Genomic DNA, 13,748 nt, shown 5'->3' with positions numbered 1-13,748 from the left:
CGGCTAGGGCGTCCCGCACACCGCACAACCGGGGTCCCGCCCAAGCGACACGCTGCGCCACTCCATTCCGAGCCCGTCCAGCAGCAACAGACGGCCATCGAGCGAAGTTCCACAGCCTGCGATCAGCTTGAGCGCCTCGGCCGCCTGCGTGGAGCCGATAATGCCCACCAGCGGCGCAAACACGCCCATCACGGCACAGCGGACCTCTTCGAGCGATTCGCCTTCCGGGAACAGGCAGTGATAGCAGGCACTCTCGGCATTGCGCAGATCGAACACCGACACCTGGCCGTCAAAGCGGATTGCCGCCCCGGACACCAGGGGCTTGCGATGCTTGACGCAGGCCCGATTAACCGCATGGCGCGTTGCGAAGTTATCGCAACAGTCGAGAACGACATCGGCCGCGGCAACTTGTGCGTCGAGCGCATCGCCCTCCAGGCGGACCGGCAGGATCTCTACCTGTGCGAGGGGGTTGAGCCGGTGCAGCGCATCGCGTCCGGACTCGACCTTGAGCCGCCCCACGCCTTCTGCGCTATGCAGGATCTGGCGCTGCAGGTTGGTCAGATCCACTGTATCCCCATCCGCGAGCACCAGTGTGCCGACACCGGCTGCAGCAAGATACATGGCCGCAGGCGACCCCAGGCCGCCCGCTCCGATCACGAGAACACGCGCGGCCAGAATGGCCTCCTGACCTTCGACACCGATTTCAGGCAACAGGATGTGCCGGCTGTAGCGCAGTAGCTGATCGTCATTCATGGCTGAGCACACAAGAAAAAGGGCCGCACATGGCAGCCCGCACGATGGATCGGAAAATGCCCCTACTTGTATTCGCGCAAGTCGGGGGGCGTTTCGTCGTGATCACCATGTGCATGGTGATCCCAGGCCTGGATGTAGACCTCGTTGGACTTCTTCAGCAGACGCTCGGGTGACACCAGATTGTGGCGCTGGGTTTCCTCACAGAAATAGACCAGCGCACGTACGAGTTTCGAGTACAGCGTGTTGTCCAGCGCGAAGCCGGCGTCACGCAATGCTTCTTCAAGCGATTCGAGGCTGTAGTCGAGCACTGAATAACGCACAACCAGTGCGTATTCGCCAACCCCCGCCTCGACCTCCAGCCCCTTCAGCATGCTCAGCGCCCGGAGTGCCTGCTCTACCTGGCCTGGCGGCATTTTCTTGAAGCGCAGCTCACGGTGCTTCTCCATCCCCGAACCGGCAACGGGATGGTCGTGACGCCTGCCGGCAAGCTTGTAGGCGGTTTCACGTCGCATCACAACCCTCCCTGTCTCATGGATTATTTTTTATTCTGGACGATCTGGAGGCCCTTGAGAAGATTGATCGCCTGCCCAAGCTGATAGTCGTCCTTGCCGGCCTGCTCGAAACGCGCCGCCTGAGCAGCCTCGTCCTCGGCAGCGCCCTGCGCATCCTGAGCCTCTCGTGCCTTGCGCTCGGCCTCCGGATCACGATCGTTGCCAAGATGGCCATCGAGATCCGCTTCGCGAATCCGCTTGGCCGAGCCGTTGGTGGATTCCTCGACCACGATATCGGGCTCGATACCCTTGGCCTGGATGGATCGGCCACTCGGCGTGTAATAGCGCGCCGTGGTGAGCTTGATCGCCGTCGTGTTGTTGAGGGGAAGAATGGTCTGCACGGACCCCTTGCCGAAGCTCTGGGTTCCCATGATCACTGCACGCTTGTGGTCCTGCAGCGCACCGGCAACGATCTCCGACGCCGAGGCCGAGCCACCGTTGACCAGCACCACCATGGGCACATCGCGCGCCCACTTCGGCAGCGCGCGCAGGAAGTCGTCCCGCGAGCCGCGAAGGTAGTCGTCGCTCGATGCACGGAACTCACGCTTGGCGTCCTCTGTACGTCCATCGGTCGATACCACCAGGGTATTGACTGGCAGGAAGGCCGCCGCCACACCGACCGCACCGTGCAGCAGGCCGCCCGGATCGTTGCGCAGATCGAGCACCAGCCCCTTGAGTTCGCCATCCTTGGCCAGCTTCTGCAGGTGGGTCACGACCGAGCTTGCGGTGTTCTCCTGGAATTGCGCGACGCGCAGGTAACCGTAGCCCGGCTCGACGACCTTCGACTTGACGCTCTGAACCTTGATCACTTCGCGCGTGAGCGTGACGATAACCGGCCTGACCTCGCCCTTGCGCATGATGGTCAGCGTGATGTCGGTCTTGGGCTTGCCGCGCATGCGCTTGACCGCATCGTTGAGGCTCATGCCCTTCACCGGGGTATCGTCGAGCTTGACGATCAGGTCGCCCGCCTTCACGCCTGCGCGGAAGGCCGGCGTATCCTCGATCGGCGACACCACCTTGACGAAGCCGTCTTCCATGCCGACCTCGATACCCAGGCCACCAAACTCGCCCTGAGTACCCACCTGCAGATCCTTGAACGCCTCTGCATCGAGGTAGGCCGAATGCGGATCGAGCCCGCTCAGCATTCCGCTGATCGCATGCGTGACCAGTTTCTTGTCATCGACCGGCTCGACATAGCCCTGCTTGATGGCATTGAAGACATCGGCGAACGCACGCAGCTCCTCGACGGGAAGCGGCGCCAGCGCGGTCTTATCGGCATTGGCGGAGAAGTTCAGGCTGATCATCACACCGGCGACGACGCCGGTCATTACGAGCCCGAATTGTTTCAACTTGCTGCTGGGCATGAGCACTCCATCGGGGAATATGCCAGCGCGGCCCCTCGGCCGCGCCTGAATCTGAATCTAGTTAAGCCGCACCCACTGCAGGGGGTCGAGTGCCCGTCCCTGGTGACGGACTTCGAAGTATAAACCCGATTCCGGGCCGCCTCCGCTCACCCCCACACTGGCAATCGCATCGCCGCCAGCCACGTTGTCACCGACGACTTTGAGCAATGCATCGTTGTTGCCATACACGGAAAGATAGTCTCCACCGTGGTCAAGAATCAGCAGATTGCCGTAGCCACGCAACCAGTCGGAAAACACCACCTCGCCGGCCGCAACTGCGCGCACTTCAGCACCACTGGATGCCCGGATGAAAACCCCCTTCCAGGTCGTTCCACCCTCAGCCCTTTGAGCACCGAAGCGTCCGATGAGTTCGCCACGAACAGGAAAACGCAGTTGTCCGCGCAACTGCCCGAAACTGACGCCGGTCGGGGTCGGCCCCGCTGACTTGCGCACCTCGCCGACGACCGGCTCGGAATGGCGTGAAGAGGACGTTGTCGGGCGCGACGGACGCCGCTCGGATGAGGATGAAGATGCGGCCTGTTGTTGCTGCTCCGCCGCGGCCGCAGCGGCAGCCGCCCTGCGGGCCTCGGCCGCGCGCGCTGCGGCCTGACGCGCTGCCGCTTCGCGGGCCCGTTGCGCCAGGGTTTCGATCAGGCGCGACAGCCGCTGCTCGTCTGCCTTGAGCGCACTGACCTCCTTGCGCTGCGACGTAAGCTGGCTTGCAATCTCGGCGAGCGCTTCACTGCGCTTGGCATGCACCGCCTTGAGCGAAGCCTGTTGTGCACGCTGCTCGGCTTCGAGCTGTGTCAGGCGGTCGCGACGGGACGCGATCTCGACAGCACGCTCAGCCTTGTTTCTCAGGTCACTGCGCAAGCCATCGATCAGTTCGAGGCGCGCCCGCCCAAGATACTCGAGGTAATGCGCATCGCGCGCCAGCTGATTGGGGTCGCGCGCGGACAGCAGCGGCGCGACCCCATCGGCCGCACCGAACATGTAGTGCCGCCGCAGCCACTCTGCAAGCTCACCCTGACGCGCACCGATACGGTCTTCAACCTCGCGCTGCTCGGCCTCGAGCAGCGCGAGCTTCTTTTCGGAGGAAGTGCGCTCCGCTGCAAGCCGACGGACATCTCGCTCCGCCTTCGACACGGCCCGCTCGGCTTCGGCCAGTGCTGTGGCCGCGCCCGAGCGGGTGGCCTCGGTCTGAGCCATGTCTTTCTGCAGATCGCGGATCCGCTGCTTGAGGTCATCCAGATCGGAACGCTTCTCCTTGATCTCGACCGTCGCCTGCGCAAGCGCGCTCCCGGGCAGGAGCATGCCTGCCAGCATCAGCACCAGAACACCCCGCAGGGCGGCACGACCACAAGCGTTTGTCACGAGAGAAGTTTCAGACCTTTGCCTTGCCCTGACCTGCAACCGCAGCCTGAGCAGCGCGGATGGTGTCCTCGTCGGCAAGGTAGTAGCTCTTGACCGGCTTCAGATTGACGTCGAGCTCGTACACCAGCGGCTGCGCCGTCGGGATGTTGAGGCCAACGATGTCAGCATCGGAGATGTTGTCGAGATACTTGATCAGGGCGCGCAGGCTGTTACCGTGCGCAGCGACCAGGATGCGGCGTCCGGCGAGAATCTGCGGCACGATCACGGTTTCCCAGTACGGCACCACGCGGGCCACGGTGTCCTGCAGACACTCGGTGCGCGGAAAGCGCGCACGCGGCAGCGACGCATAACGGGGGTCATCGTAATTCAGGCGCGCATCGCCCTCTTCCAGCGGTGCCGGCGGCGTATCGTAGGAACGGCGCCATACCAGCACCTGCTCGTCGCCGTACTGGGCTGCTGTCTCAGCCTTGTTCAGCCCCTGCAGTGCGCCATAGTGGCGCTCGTTCAGCCGCCATGAATGCTCGACCGGCAGCCACAGCGAATCGAGCTCTTCGAGCACGATGTTGAGCGTCTTGTTCGCGCGCTTGAGCACGGAGGTGAATGCGAGATCGAAAGCGTATCCCTCATCCTTCAGCAGCTGGCCCGCAACGCGTGCTTCTCCCACCCCTTGCTCGGTGAGATCGACATCGGTCCACCCGGTAAAGCGGTTTTCCTTGTTCCAGGTTGATTCACCATGTCGAAGCAGAACGATTTTGTACATAGAAAGTCGGTGTCCGGTAAGGGTTGAAAACTGCAATACAGATACACTGCTGGCGCGACACAGAGATGGCGCGCTAGACAACAACGCGTTATTTTATACTATTGGTTTTGCCCATCCGGCCCTCAAGTGATTAATCAAGACATCTTCGAGCTGATCGACAAGCATGAACACATCGAAACGGCTGCGCGAGCGCTGAAAGCGATCGCACATCCGTTGCGGCTCAAGATTCTGTGCATCCTCGGCAGCGAAGAGGTGTGCGTGCAGGATATTGTCGAAGCCGTGGGCACTTCCCAGAGCAACATTTCGCAGCACCTCGCCATCCTGCGTGACAAGGGCGTCCTGCAAACCCGCAAGGACGCCAATCGCGTCTATTACCGCGTGGGCGACCAGCGCACACTGCAGTTGATCGTGCTCATGCGCGAAGTCTTCTGCGGTGTCGCCCCCACGCAATCCAACAAGTAACAACTCCGGAGCAACGATTTCGTGGAATTCCTGCAACAAAATCTGGCCTGGGCCGCACTTGCAGCCGTCTCGGGCGGCTGGCTACTGTTCGACTTCGTTCGCAACCAGGGCAACAAGACCCTGGTCAGCCCGACCGAAGCCACGATGCTGATCAACCGCGAAGACGCCATCGTCGTGGACGTTCGCGATCAGGGCGAGTACGGCAAGGGTCACATCCCCAATGCACGTCACCTCCCCATGGCGGAATTCGCCCGTCGCGCCACCGAACTCGACAAGTTCAAGAACCGCCCGATCATCCTGTGCTGCGCCACTGGCGCACGTTCGGGCTCGGCCCTGGCGACGCTGAAGAAAGCCGGCTTCGAAAAACTGTACAACCTGCGCGGCGGCCTCATCGAATGGGAAAAGGCCGGGCAGCCCGTGAGCAAGAAGAGGAAGTGAGCATGCAGCCCGAAGTCCGCATCTATACAAGCAGCTATTGCCCCTTCTGCGCCCGCGCCGAACAGTTGCTGCTCGCACGCGGCGTGACCGACATGATCAGGTTCAACGTCGATGGCGACCCTGCCAAACGTGCCGAGATGATGGAGATCACCGGGCGACGCACGGTTCCGCAAATCTTCATTGGCGACTACCATGTCGGCGGCTGTGACGATCTCTACGCGCTGGATCAGGCGGGATCGCTGGTATCCATGCTCGACGGCAGCACAAGCTGACCCATTAAATTCCAACCGAATCAGGCAACTTACATGACCGAAAACGCGCAACCCGTCTTCTCCATCGAAAAAGTCTACGTCAAGGACCTCTCCCTCGAGGTGCCCAACGCACCGCAGATCTTCCTTGAGCGCGACACGCCCCAGATCAACGTTCAACTTCGCACCGATGGCAATGCAGTCGATGAAGGCCTGTACGAAGTCGTTCTGACCGTGACCGTTGCTGCAAAGATCGGTGAAGACCGTTCGGTATTCCTGGTCGAGGTTGCTCAGGCCGGCGTATTCCAGATCCGCAATATCCCGGAAGGCGATCTCGAGCCCGTCATGATGATCGGCTGCCCGAACATCCTCTTCCCGTACGCCCGCGAAGCCGTCTCCGACGCTGTCACCCGTGCAGGCTTCCAGCCCGTGCTGCTGGCACCGGTCAACTTCGAAGCACTGTACCAGTCCCGTCAGCAGCAACAGGCTCCGGCTGGCGAAGTGCCGGTTCAGTAAGTCGTCGCAAATGCGCTCCCGCCCCCTCAAACTCGCGCTCGCCCTTGCCCTGACGCTGGCGAGCACCGCCAGCCTCGCCATCGAGTTCCGTTCGGTCGCAGCACCGTCGATTCTGTACGACACGCCGTCGGACAAGGGCAGGAAACTCGCGATCATTCTCGCCGGTACACCGGTCGAAATGGTCGTGTCGCTCGACAAGTGGGTCAAGGTGCGCGATCCGGCGGGCGGTCTGTCGTGGATAGATCGCCGCGCGCTTGCCGACAAACGGACCGTCATCGTGAATGTGGCGCAGACTTCCGTTCGTCAGCAAGCCAATGACACAGCCCCCGCGGCCTTCATCACCGTCAAGGATGCAGTCCTTGAACTCACCGAAGCCCCTGTGGCCGGCTGGATCAAGGTGCGCCATGCGGACGGCGCCAGCGGATACCTCCGTGTAAACGAAGTCTGGGGGCTTTGAATCAGATGCAAATTTCGGTATTCGGCGCCGGTGCCTGGGGAACGGCACTCGCGCAAGCCTTTGCAGATACCCATCAGGTCACCCTGTGGGCCCGCGACGCTGCCCATATCGAAGCCCTGCGCGCGGACCGCGAAAACCGCCGCTATCTGCCCGGACTTCCGCTTCATCCGGAATTGCAGCTGACGAGCGATTTCGACGCGGCGGCACGCAGTGCGGACCTGCACCTGGTCGTCACCCCGTTGTCAGGCCTGCGCAGCACCACGCGCGCCCTGCACCGCCTCAAGCCCGACACGCCGCTGATCTGGGCATGTAAGGGGCTGGAAGCGGGCAGCGCCAGGCTCCCGCACGAAATCGTATTCGAAGAGCTCGGGGCCGATGCACCCTGCGGCGTGCTGACCGGCCCGAGCTTCGCCGCCGAGGTTGCACGCGGACTGCCTGCAGCAGTGACCATCGCCTCTGCCGACCCGGAATTCGCCAGCCACTGGGTAAACAGCCTTCACCAACCCCTGCTGCGCCTTTACGCCAACACCGACGTCATTGGCTGCGAGATCGGCGGCGCCATCAAGAACGTGATGGCCATTGCGTCCGGTGTATCCGACGGCATGGGTTTCGGCCTGAATGCACGAGCAGCCCTGATTACCCGCGGTCTCGCGGAGATCGCACGCCTCGCCGAAGCGCTTGGTGGCAAACCGGAAACCCTGATGGGGCTGGCCGGCATGGGCGACCTCATTCTCACATGTACCGGCGACCTCTCACGCAATCGCCGGGTTGGCCTTGCGCTGGCCGAAGGCAAGACGCTGGATGACATTCTGCGCGATCTGGGCCACGTCGCAGAAGGCGTGTCCACCGCGCGCGAAGTGACGGCCATGGCAGAACGCGTCGGCGTTGACATGCCGATCTGCTCGGCCGTAAATGCCCTCCTGCACGAGGGCCATGTGGCGCGCGAAGTGGTCGAACAACTCCTCGCCCGCGATCCAAAGCACGAATAAGCCCGGCAACGGCGGGCACCTGGTGCGCACCGTGCGCTGCAGCGCTCAGACTGCGCCCTCGAAGCCGAGCTGGCGCCACCCTTCGTAGACCACCACCGCCACCGCGTTCGACAGGTTGATGCTCCGGTTTGCCGGACGCATCGGAATTCGCAGGCGCTGCCCGGCCGGCACGGAATGCAGCACCTGCTCGGGCAGGCCGCGACTTTCCGGCCCGAACACAACCACATCTCCCGGCGCATACCCGATGTGATCGTGTCGCACCGTTCCGCGTGTGCTCAGCGCAAAGATCCGCCGCCCGGCAAAGGTCGCCATGCATGAATCCCAGTCCGGATGAACCGTGACATGCGCGAGATCGTGGTAATCCAGCCCCGCACGCGCAAGCTGCTTGTCGCTCAGATCGAAGCCCAGCGGCTCGACCAGATGCAGCCGGGCGCCCGTGTTTGCGGTGAGGCGGATGATATTGCCCGTATTCGGAGGGATCTCGGGCTCGAACAGGACGATGTCGAACATTGCTCAGTCAGAAGTGGCAAAGCGCGCACTCTAGCTCAGAGCGGTGCCGGTGTGCGGGCGACCACCAGATTTTCGACCCGCGCCGCGCCACAGGCCTTGAGGCACCTCGCGACCTCATCCAGCGATGCGCCGGTGGTCATGACGTCATCGACCACCACCACGGCCTTCCCGTCGAGGCGCAGGGAGCACTCGAAGGCCCCCCGCATGTTGGCGACCCTTTCGGCACGGCCGAGACTCGCCTGAGCCGGCGTGTTGCGCACTCGCGCCAGACCGGCGAAGGCCATCGGCAACCCTGTGGCGCCAGCCAGCGGGCGTGCGATCTCTACCGCCTGATTGAAGCCGCGTTCGGCAAGCCGCATGGGATGCAGTGGCATCGGCACGATCAGATCAACCTCCCGGGGCAGCCCGAGTGCGTCGGCAAAGTAGCCCGCCAGCGCAAGCTTGTGCCGGTACTTCAGCGCCTGCACCAGCACATCGAGGGGAAACACATAGTCGAAGGCCACACGCGTGGCGTCGAACGCGGGAGGCGTGCGCAGGCAATGACCGCACACCTCGCCCTCCGTCGTCGGCAGCGCACACACCGGACACGACGCCGCGCGATGAAACGGCAGCCCCGCATGGCACTCGGGGCACACGGGCTGCCCGTCCGAACGCGCACCGCACAGGTAACAATCCTGCGGCATCACCACATCAAGTACATGGTTGAGAAGTTGCTGCAGACTTCGATGGGTATTTGACAAGTTTTCGCGCCGTGAACGAAGATGCCGGGTTACCGGATTACAGCGTGGACCAAGAGGCATGACAAGTACATCGACCATCCAGTTCGCCCGCAAGCCTGCTCCAGCCCTGCCCTCTGACGAGAGATGGAGCGTTGCCGACGTGCAGGCGCTGTTCGACATGCCGTTCATGGACCTTATGTACCGTGCGCAACAGGTCCACCGCGAACACTTTACCGCGGGACAGGTTCAGCGTTCCACCCTGCTGTCGATCAAGACCGGCGGTTGCTCCGAAGACTGTGGATACTGTTCGCAGTCCGCCCGCTACGACACCGGCCTCGAACGCGAACGCCTGATGCCGGTCGAGGAAGTCCTCGAACATGCCCGCGCGGCGAAAGCCAAGGGCTCCTCGCGTTTCTGCATGGGTGCAGCCTGGCGCGGCCCCAAGGACAAGGATCTTGTCCCGGTGCTGGAAATGGTGCGCGAGGTGAAAAAGCTCGGACTCGAAACCTGCGTCACCCTGGGCATGCTCGGCGAAGGCCAGGCAGCGCAACTCGCGGAGGCCGGGCTCGACTACTACAACCACAACGTGGACACCGCACCCGAGTTCTACGCCGAGGTCATCACCACCCACACGCTTCAGGACCGGCTCGACACCCTGGACAAGGTACGCGGCGCGGGCATCAATGTCTGCTCGGGCGGCATCATCGGCCTCGGAGAGACACAGACCGGTCGCGCAGGACTGATTGCCCAGCTGGCAAACATGAATCCGCCGCCGGAGTCGGTCCCCATCAACAATCTCGTGCAGATTCCGGGCACCCCGCTGGCCGATGGCAGCAAGCTCGACCCCTTCGAGTTCGTCCGCACTGTCGCCGCCGCACGCATTACCATGCCCACCAGCTTCGTGCGCCTGTCCGCTGGCCGCCAGGAAATGAACGACGAGCTTCAGGCCCTGTGCTTCATGGCTGGAGCCAACTCGATCTTCTACGGCGAACGCCTGCTGACCACCGACAACCCCGGCGCCGATCACGACGAACAGCTCTTCGTTCGCCTCGGTCTGCAGGCGATCTGAAGCACCAGTGGCGCAGGATCAGGACTTCCAGCTCGACCGTCGACTGCTCAGGCAGCGCTTCGACCGCGCGGCTGCACGCTATGACAGCGCCGACGTTCTCGCACGCGAGATCGCCCGACGCATGGACGAGCGCCTCGACTACATCCGGATCTCGCCCAAGCGCATCGTCGACCTTGGCTGCGGCACCGGCAGCGACCTGCTGAAACTGGCTGCGCGATTCCCCGAAGCCGCGCTCATCGGGCTCGACTTCTCGCTCCCGATGCTCGAGCAATGCCGCCGCCGCACCACGCCGCAAAGCGGCACGGCGCGGCGCCTGCTGGGGCGCCTGATCGGCTCTTCACCGCATGGCACGCCGGTGGTCGCGGCAGACGCGAACGCCCTTCCACTGCCGCGTGCGAGCGTCTCACTGGCGTGGTCCAACCTGATGCTGCCGGGGCTGCACGACCCCCTGCCTGCGCTGCAGGAAGCGCACCGGGTTCTTGAAGTGGGTGGCCTGCTGATGTTCTCCAGTCTCGGCCCCGACACGCTGCGCGAGCTGCGCGAAGCGCTGCCCGATCAGGCCGGCGAAAGGGTGCACCGCTTCATCGACATGCATGACATCGGTGACGTGCTGGTCAAGGCCGGTTTTTCGGACCCGGTCATGGACATGGAGATGCTGACCCTGACCTACAACGATGTCGACGGCCTGCTCAGCGATCTGCGCGCCAGCGGCGGAAACAACGCTGCCAGCTCACGCCCGCGAGGCCTCAGCGGCCGCGACGGCTGGGCGGCTGCACGGGCGCACTACGAAAAACTCCGTACCGAAGGTCGCCTGCCGGCCACCTTCGAGGTCATCCAGGGGCACGCATGGAAAGCCCCTGCAAAAACCACCGAGGACGGCAGGGCTGTGATCCAGTTCCGTCCGCGGCAGACCGACAGTTCGTCGAGCTGATCACCAAGGACGATGCTCCGATGACCTCCGCCCCAGTCTGGCTGTTCGACCTCGACAACACGCTGCACAACGCCAGCCCGCACATCTTCCCGCACATCAACCGCAGCATGACGGCCTATCTCGAGCGCCACCTCGCGCTGAGTGCGGACGAGGCCAACGCACTGCGAACCCGTTACTGGCATCAGTACGGTGCAACGCTGCTCGGGCTCATGCGCCATCACGCGACCGACCCCCACCACTTCTTGAGCGAGACCCACAGCTTCGATCGCCTGCACGAAATGATGGTGTTCGACCGCGCCCTGAAAGGCATGCTGAAGAAACTGCCGGGGCGGAAAATCGTGTTCTCGAACGCCCCGCGCAGATATGCCGAGAACGTGCTCGGCATCATGGGCATCCGCAACATATTCGACGACGTGGTCGCCATCGAATCACTGAACATGCAGCCCAAGCCGGGCATGGCTGCGTACCGGCAGATCATCCGCCGTTACCGCCTCGACCCCCGTCGCTGCATCATGGTCGAAGACACCGCGGCCAATCTGCGTACCGCGCGCCAGCTGGGCATGCGCACCGTCCTCGTGGGTGGCGGCAGCCGTCACCCCGCCTATGTTGACGTGAAGATCCGTTCCATCCTCAAACTGAGACGTGCTGCGGGCAGCCTGCTCGGCTGAACCCGCAGACAGAGGCGATCAGTCGCCGGCGCGCAGCCAGCGTGCAGCATCGAGCGCGAAGTAGGTCAGGATGCCGTCGGCACCCGCGCGCTTGAAGGCCACCAGCGCCTCCATTGCACACGCCTTCTCATCCAGCCAGCCGTTGGCCGCAGCGGCCTTGAGCATGGCGTATTCGCCACTCACCTGATACACGTAGGTCGGCACCTGCAGTTCGGTCTTCACCCGACGCACGATGTCGAGATAAGGCATGCCTGGCTTGACCATGTACATGTCGGCACCCTCGGCGATATCGAGGGCAACCTCGCGGATGGCCTCATCGCTGTTCGCGGGATCCATCTGGTACGTGTACTTGTTGCCCTTGCCGAGGTTGCCGGCCGAGCCCACTGCGTCCCGGAAAGGACCGTAGAAACTGGATGCGTACTTCGCCGAATAGGCAAGGATACGGGTGTAGATGCGCTGATCTTCGTCGAGCTTTGCCCGAATGCGCGCCACCCGGCCATCCATCATGTCGGATGGTGCAACGACGTCGGCCCCGGCCTGGGCATGGCACAGCGCCTGTTTGGCGAGCGCTTCGAGCGTCTCGTCGTTGAGGACATAGCCCCGCGGATCCGCGGGATCGATCAGCCCGTCCTGGCCGTGACTGGTGTAGGGGTCGAGCGCGACGTCGGTGATCACGCCGAGATCCGGGAAGTTCGCCTTCAGCGCCTGCACTACCCGCGGCACCAGGCCGTCAGGGTTCCAGGCTTCTTCGGCGCCCTCGCTCTTCTTGTCGGCGCCAACCACCGGGAACAGTGCCAGCGCCGGCACGCCCAGGTTCTGTGCCTCTTCGGCCAGTCGCAGCAGACCGTCGAGCGACACCCGCGACACGCCGGGCATGGACGATACCGGCTCGACCGTGGCTTCGCCCTCGAGGACAAATACGGGATAAATGAGGTCGTTCGCCGTCAGCACATTCTCGCGCATCAGCCGGCGCGAGAAGTCGTCACGGCGCATACGCCGCATGCGGGTGGATGGAAAGTTCGGATTGGCTTGCATATCGAGTCCGTCAGAAGTCATGAAAAAGCGATCGACGCAATCGATCGGACTAAACACATACGGTAACGTTTTCGGCGGGGAACTTCACGCATTGGGGGCTATCTCACACCGCAGATGGTGATGAACCATCTCCCGCTTCACCTCCCTGAGCGGGGCCTCGACCCTATCGAGGCTTTTCACCCCCGGCCTCCCCCTTAGCCGGGGGTTTTTGTTTTTGTACCCGCGACATCGCCTGCAGGCTCGGCAGCATCCGGCGCCAGTTCGTTCATCCCCAGCCAGCCGGTAACGATGCGCTCGCACTCCTCGACGCCGGTTTTCTTCAGGCTGGAGAACAGCTGTGCGGTAACTTGCGGGCCATAGGCAGCGAGGTCCTTGCGCACCGCGAGCAGGGTCGCATTGGCCGGGCCACGCGAAAGCTTGTCGCTCTTGGTCAGCAGCACATGGATTGGCCTGCCTGACGGCGCGAACCAGCCGATCATCTGGCGGTCGAGCTCAGTCATCGGACGGCGCGAATCCATCATCAGCACCAGTCCGATCAGGTTCTCGCGCTCCTTCAGATACGTCTCGATCAACCCGCCCCATTCGCGGCGGATCTTCTCGGGTACTGCGGCATAGCCATAGCCCGGCAGGTCGACCAGACAGGCGCCGCAATTGAGACGGAAAAAGTTAAGCAGCTGCGTCCGCCCGGGCGTCTTGGAGACGTAAGCCAGACGAACATGACCCGCGAGCGTGTTGATCGCACTCGATTTTCCAGCGTTGGAGCGGCCGGCAAAAGCGATCTCCGATCCGTTGGGCGGGGGAAGCCCCGAGGGCTTGGCGATCGAAATTTCGAATTGTGCGTTGCGGAAGATGGGCATCGAAGAAG

General features: G+C 63.1%; 18 protein-coding genes. 9 read left to right on the top strand and 9 right to left on the bottom strand.

Going from position 1 to position 13,748, the window contains the following annotated elements; translation table 11 throughout:
* Nucleotides 1-3: 3 nt before the first annotated feature.
* The 5 genes from CEW87_RS12580 to gpmA all read right to left on the bottom strand — a co-directional run bounded on the left by CEW87_RS12580 (nt 4) and on the right by gpmA (nt 4,841).
* Nucleotides 4-753, bottom strand: coding sequence for a HesA/MoeB/ThiF family protein (locus CEW87_RS12580; protein WP_108973470.1), 750 nt, complete (start codon nt 751-753; stop codon nt 4-6).
* 62 nt (nt 754-815) lie between these two features.
* Nucleotides 816-1,265 carry a hypothetical protein gene (locus CEW87_RS12575; protein WP_108973469.1) on the bottom strand — a complete coding sequence of 150 codons (450 nt, stop codon included), beginning with the start codon at nt 1,263-1,265 and terminating at the stop codon, nt 816-818.
* Between the two features lie 23 nt (nt 1,266-1,288).
* Nucleotides 1,289-2,668, bottom strand: a complete 1,380-nt coding sequence (locus CEW87_RS12570) for a S41 family peptidase (RefSeq protein ID WP_108973467.1) — start codon at nt 2,666-2,668, stop codon at nt 1,289-1,291.
* Between the two features lie 57 nt (nt 2,669-2,725).
* Nucleotides 2,726-4,081: a murein hydrolase activator EnvC family protein gene (locus CEW87_RS12565; RefSeq protein WP_332871677.1), complete on the bottom strand. Its 1,356-nt coding sequence runs from the start codon at nt 4,079-4,081 to the stop codon at nt 2,726-2,728.
* A 10-nt stretch (nt 4,082-4,091) separates the two neighbouring features.
* Nucleotides 4,092-4,841 carry a 2,3-diphosphoglycerate-dependent phosphoglycerate mutase gene (gpmA, locus tag CEW87_RS12560; protein WP_108951063.1) on the bottom strand — a complete coding sequence of 250 codons (750 nt, stop codon included), beginning with the start codon at nt 4,839-4,841 and terminating at the stop codon, nt 4,092-4,094.
* 126 nt (nt 4,842-4,967) lie between these two features.
* Between gpmA and CEW87_RS12555 the strand changes: the two genes are divergently transcribed.
* From CEW87_RS12555 to CEW87_RS12530, 6 genes are read left to right on the top strand one after another with little or no spacing between them, the layout of a single operon-like run.
* Nucleotides 4,968-5,303, top strand: coding sequence for an ArsR/SmtB family transcription factor (locus tag CEW87_RS12555; protein ID WP_108951062.1), 336 nt, complete (start codon nt 4,968-4,970; stop codon nt 5,301-5,303).
* 21 nt (nt 5,304-5,324) lie between these two features.
* Nucleotides 5,325-5,741 carry a rhodanese-like domain-containing protein gene (locus tag CEW87_RS12550; RefSeq protein WP_108973465.1) on the top strand — a complete coding sequence of 139 codons (417 nt, stop codon included), beginning with the start codon at nt 5,325-5,327 and terminating at the stop codon, nt 5,739-5,741.
* Between the two features lie 2 nt (nt 5,742-5,743).
* Nucleotides 5,744-6,013: a glutaredoxin 3 gene (gene grxC, locus CEW87_RS12545; protein ID WP_108973463.1), complete on the top strand. Its 270-nt coding sequence runs from the start codon at nt 5,744-5,746 to the stop codon at nt 6,011-6,013.
* A 33-nt stretch (nt 6,014-6,046) separates the two neighbouring features.
* On the top strand, nt 6,047-6,505 hold the full coding sequence (gene secB, locus CEW87_RS12540) for a protein-export chaperone SecB (protein ID WP_108951059.1): 459 nt from the start codon (nt 6,047-6,049) through the stop codon (nt 6,503-6,505).
* 10 nt (nt 6,506-6,515) lie between these two features.
* Nucleotides 6,516-6,962, top strand: coding sequence for an SH3 domain-containing protein (locus tag CEW87_RS12535; RefSeq protein WP_108973461.1), 447 nt, complete (start codon nt 6,516-6,518; stop codon nt 6,960-6,962).
* A 5-nt stretch (nt 6,963-6,967) separates the two neighbouring features.
* Nucleotides 6,968-7,951: an NAD(P)H-dependent glycerol-3-phosphate dehydrogenase gene (locus tag CEW87_RS12530; protein ID WP_199917215.1), complete on the top strand. Its 984-nt coding sequence runs from the start codon at nt 6,968-6,970 to the stop codon at nt 7,949-7,951.
* Between the two features lie 45 nt (nt 7,952-7,996).
* Here CEW87_RS12530 and CEW87_RS12525 read toward each other — a convergent pair whose 3' ends face one another.
* Together CEW87_RS12525 and CEW87_RS12520 are read right to left on the bottom strand one after the other, a co-directional pair.
* The gene (locus tag CEW87_RS12525) at nt 7,997-8,461 is read right to left on the bottom strand and encodes a tRNA (cytidine(34)-2'-O)-methyltransferase (RefSeq protein ID WP_108973458.1); all 465 of its coding nucleotides are present in this window, start codon (nt 8,459-8,461) and stop codon (nt 7,997-7,999) included.
* Between the two features lie 35 nt (nt 8,462-8,496).
* Nucleotides 8,497-9,201, bottom strand: a complete 705-nt coding sequence (locus tag CEW87_RS12520) for a ComF family protein (protein WP_234421530.1) — start codon at nt 9,199-9,201, stop codon at nt 8,497-8,499.
* A gap of 58 nt (nt 9,202-9,259) precedes the next feature.
* Between CEW87_RS12520 and bioB the strand changes: the two genes are divergently transcribed.
* From bioB to CEW87_RS12505, 3 genes are read left to right on the top strand one after another with little or no spacing between them, the layout of a single operon-like run.
* Nucleotides 9,260-10,249, top strand: a complete 990-nt coding sequence (bioB, locus tag CEW87_RS12515) for a biotin synthase BioB (protein ID WP_108973454.1) — start codon at nt 9,260-9,262, stop codon at nt 10,247-10,249.
* A gap of 7 nt (nt 10,250-10,256) precedes the next feature.
* The gene (locus CEW87_RS12510) at nt 10,257-11,180 is read left to right on the top strand and encodes a methyltransferase domain-containing protein (RefSeq protein ID WP_108973452.1); all 924 of its coding nucleotides are present in this window, start codon (nt 10,257-10,259) and stop codon (nt 11,178-11,180) included.
* A 20-nt stretch (nt 11,181-11,200) separates the two neighbouring features.
* Complete coding sequence (locus CEW87_RS12505; RefSeq protein ID WP_108973450.1) at nt 11,201-11,848, top strand: pyrimidine 5'-nucleotidase; 648 nt, start codon at nt 11,201-11,203, stop codon at nt 11,846-11,848.
* 18 nt (nt 11,849-11,866) lie between these two features.
* Here the strand turns inward: CEW87_RS12505 and hemB are convergent, their stop codons facing one another.
* Both hemB and yihA read right to left on the bottom strand, forming a co-directional pair.
* Nucleotides 11,867-12,883 carry a porphobilinogen synthase gene (gene hemB, locus CEW87_RS12500; protein WP_199917013.1) on the bottom strand — a complete coding sequence of 339 codons (1,017 nt, stop codon included), beginning with the start codon at nt 12,881-12,883 and terminating at the stop codon, nt 11,867-11,869.
* 194 nt (nt 12,884-13,077) lie between these two features.
* A complete protein-coding gene (yihA, locus tag CEW87_RS12495) occupies nt 13,078-13,740 on the bottom strand; it encodes a ribosome biogenesis GTP-binding protein YihA/YsxC (protein ID WP_108973448.1) in 663 nt (220 codons plus the stop codon).
* Nucleotides 13,741-13,748: the final 8 nt, after the last annotated feature.

The organism is Parazoarcus communis, from assembly GCF_003111665.1.
GTDB lineage: Bacteria > Pseudomonadota > Gammaproteobacteria > Burkholderiales > Rhodocyclaceae > Parazoarcus > Parazoarcus communis_B.
The sequence above is the reverse complement of the archived record's forward strand: the minus strand, read 5'-3'. Positions and strand labels throughout refer to the sequence as shown.

Bases quoted from the DNA above. Each gene is read 5' to 3' on its own strand.
- yihA (WP_108973448.1), bottom strand. From the start codon at position 13,740: ATGCCCATCTTCCGCAACGCACAATTCGAAATTTCGATCGCCAAGCCC.
- CEW87_RS12535 (WP_108973461.1), top strand. From the start codon at position 6,516: ATGCGCTCCCGCCCCCTCAAACTCGCGCTCGCCCTTGCCCTGACGCTG.
- hemB (WP_199917013.1), bottom strand. From the start codon at position 12,883: ATGCAAGCCAATCCGAACTTTCCATCCACCCGCATGCGGCGTATGCGC.
- CEW87_RS12530 (WP_199917215.1), top strand. From the start codon at position 6,968: ATGCAAATTTCGGTATTCGGCGCCGGTGCCTGGGGAACGGCACTCGCG.
- bioB (WP_108973454.1), top strand. From the start codon at position 9,260: ATGACAAGTACATCGACCATCCAGTTCGCCCGCAAGCCTGCTCCAGCC.
- grxC (WP_108973463.1), top strand. From the start codon at position 5,744: ATGCAGCCCGAAGTCCGCATCTATACAAGCAGCTATTGCCCCTTCTGC.
- CEW87_RS12505 (WP_108973450.1), top strand. From the start codon at position 11,201: ATGACCTCCGCCCCAGTCTGGCTGTTCGACCTCGACAACACGCTGCAC.
- CEW87_RS12525 (WP_108973458.1), bottom strand. From the start codon at position 8,461: ATGTTCGACATCGTCCTGTTCGAGCCCGAGATCCCTCCGAATACGGGC.
- CEW87_RS12570 (WP_108973467.1), bottom strand. From the start codon at position 2,668: ATGCCCAGCAGCAAGTTGAAACAATTCGGGCTCGTAATGACCGGCGTC.
- secB (WP_108951059.1), top strand. From the start codon at position 6,047: ATGACCGAAAACGCGCAACCCGTCTTCTCCATCGAAAAAGTCTACGTC.
- gpmA (WP_108951063.1), bottom strand. From the start codon at position 4,841: ATGTACAAAATCGTTCTGCTTCGACATGGTGAATCAACCTGGAACAAG.
- CEW87_RS12575 (WP_108973469.1), bottom strand. From the start codon at position 1,265: ATGCGACGTGAAACCGCCTACAAGCTTGCCGGCAGGCGTCACGACCAT.
- CEW87_RS12580 (WP_108973470.1), bottom strand. From the start codon at position 753: ATGAATGACGATCAGCTACTGCGCTACAGCCGGCACATCCTGTTGCCT.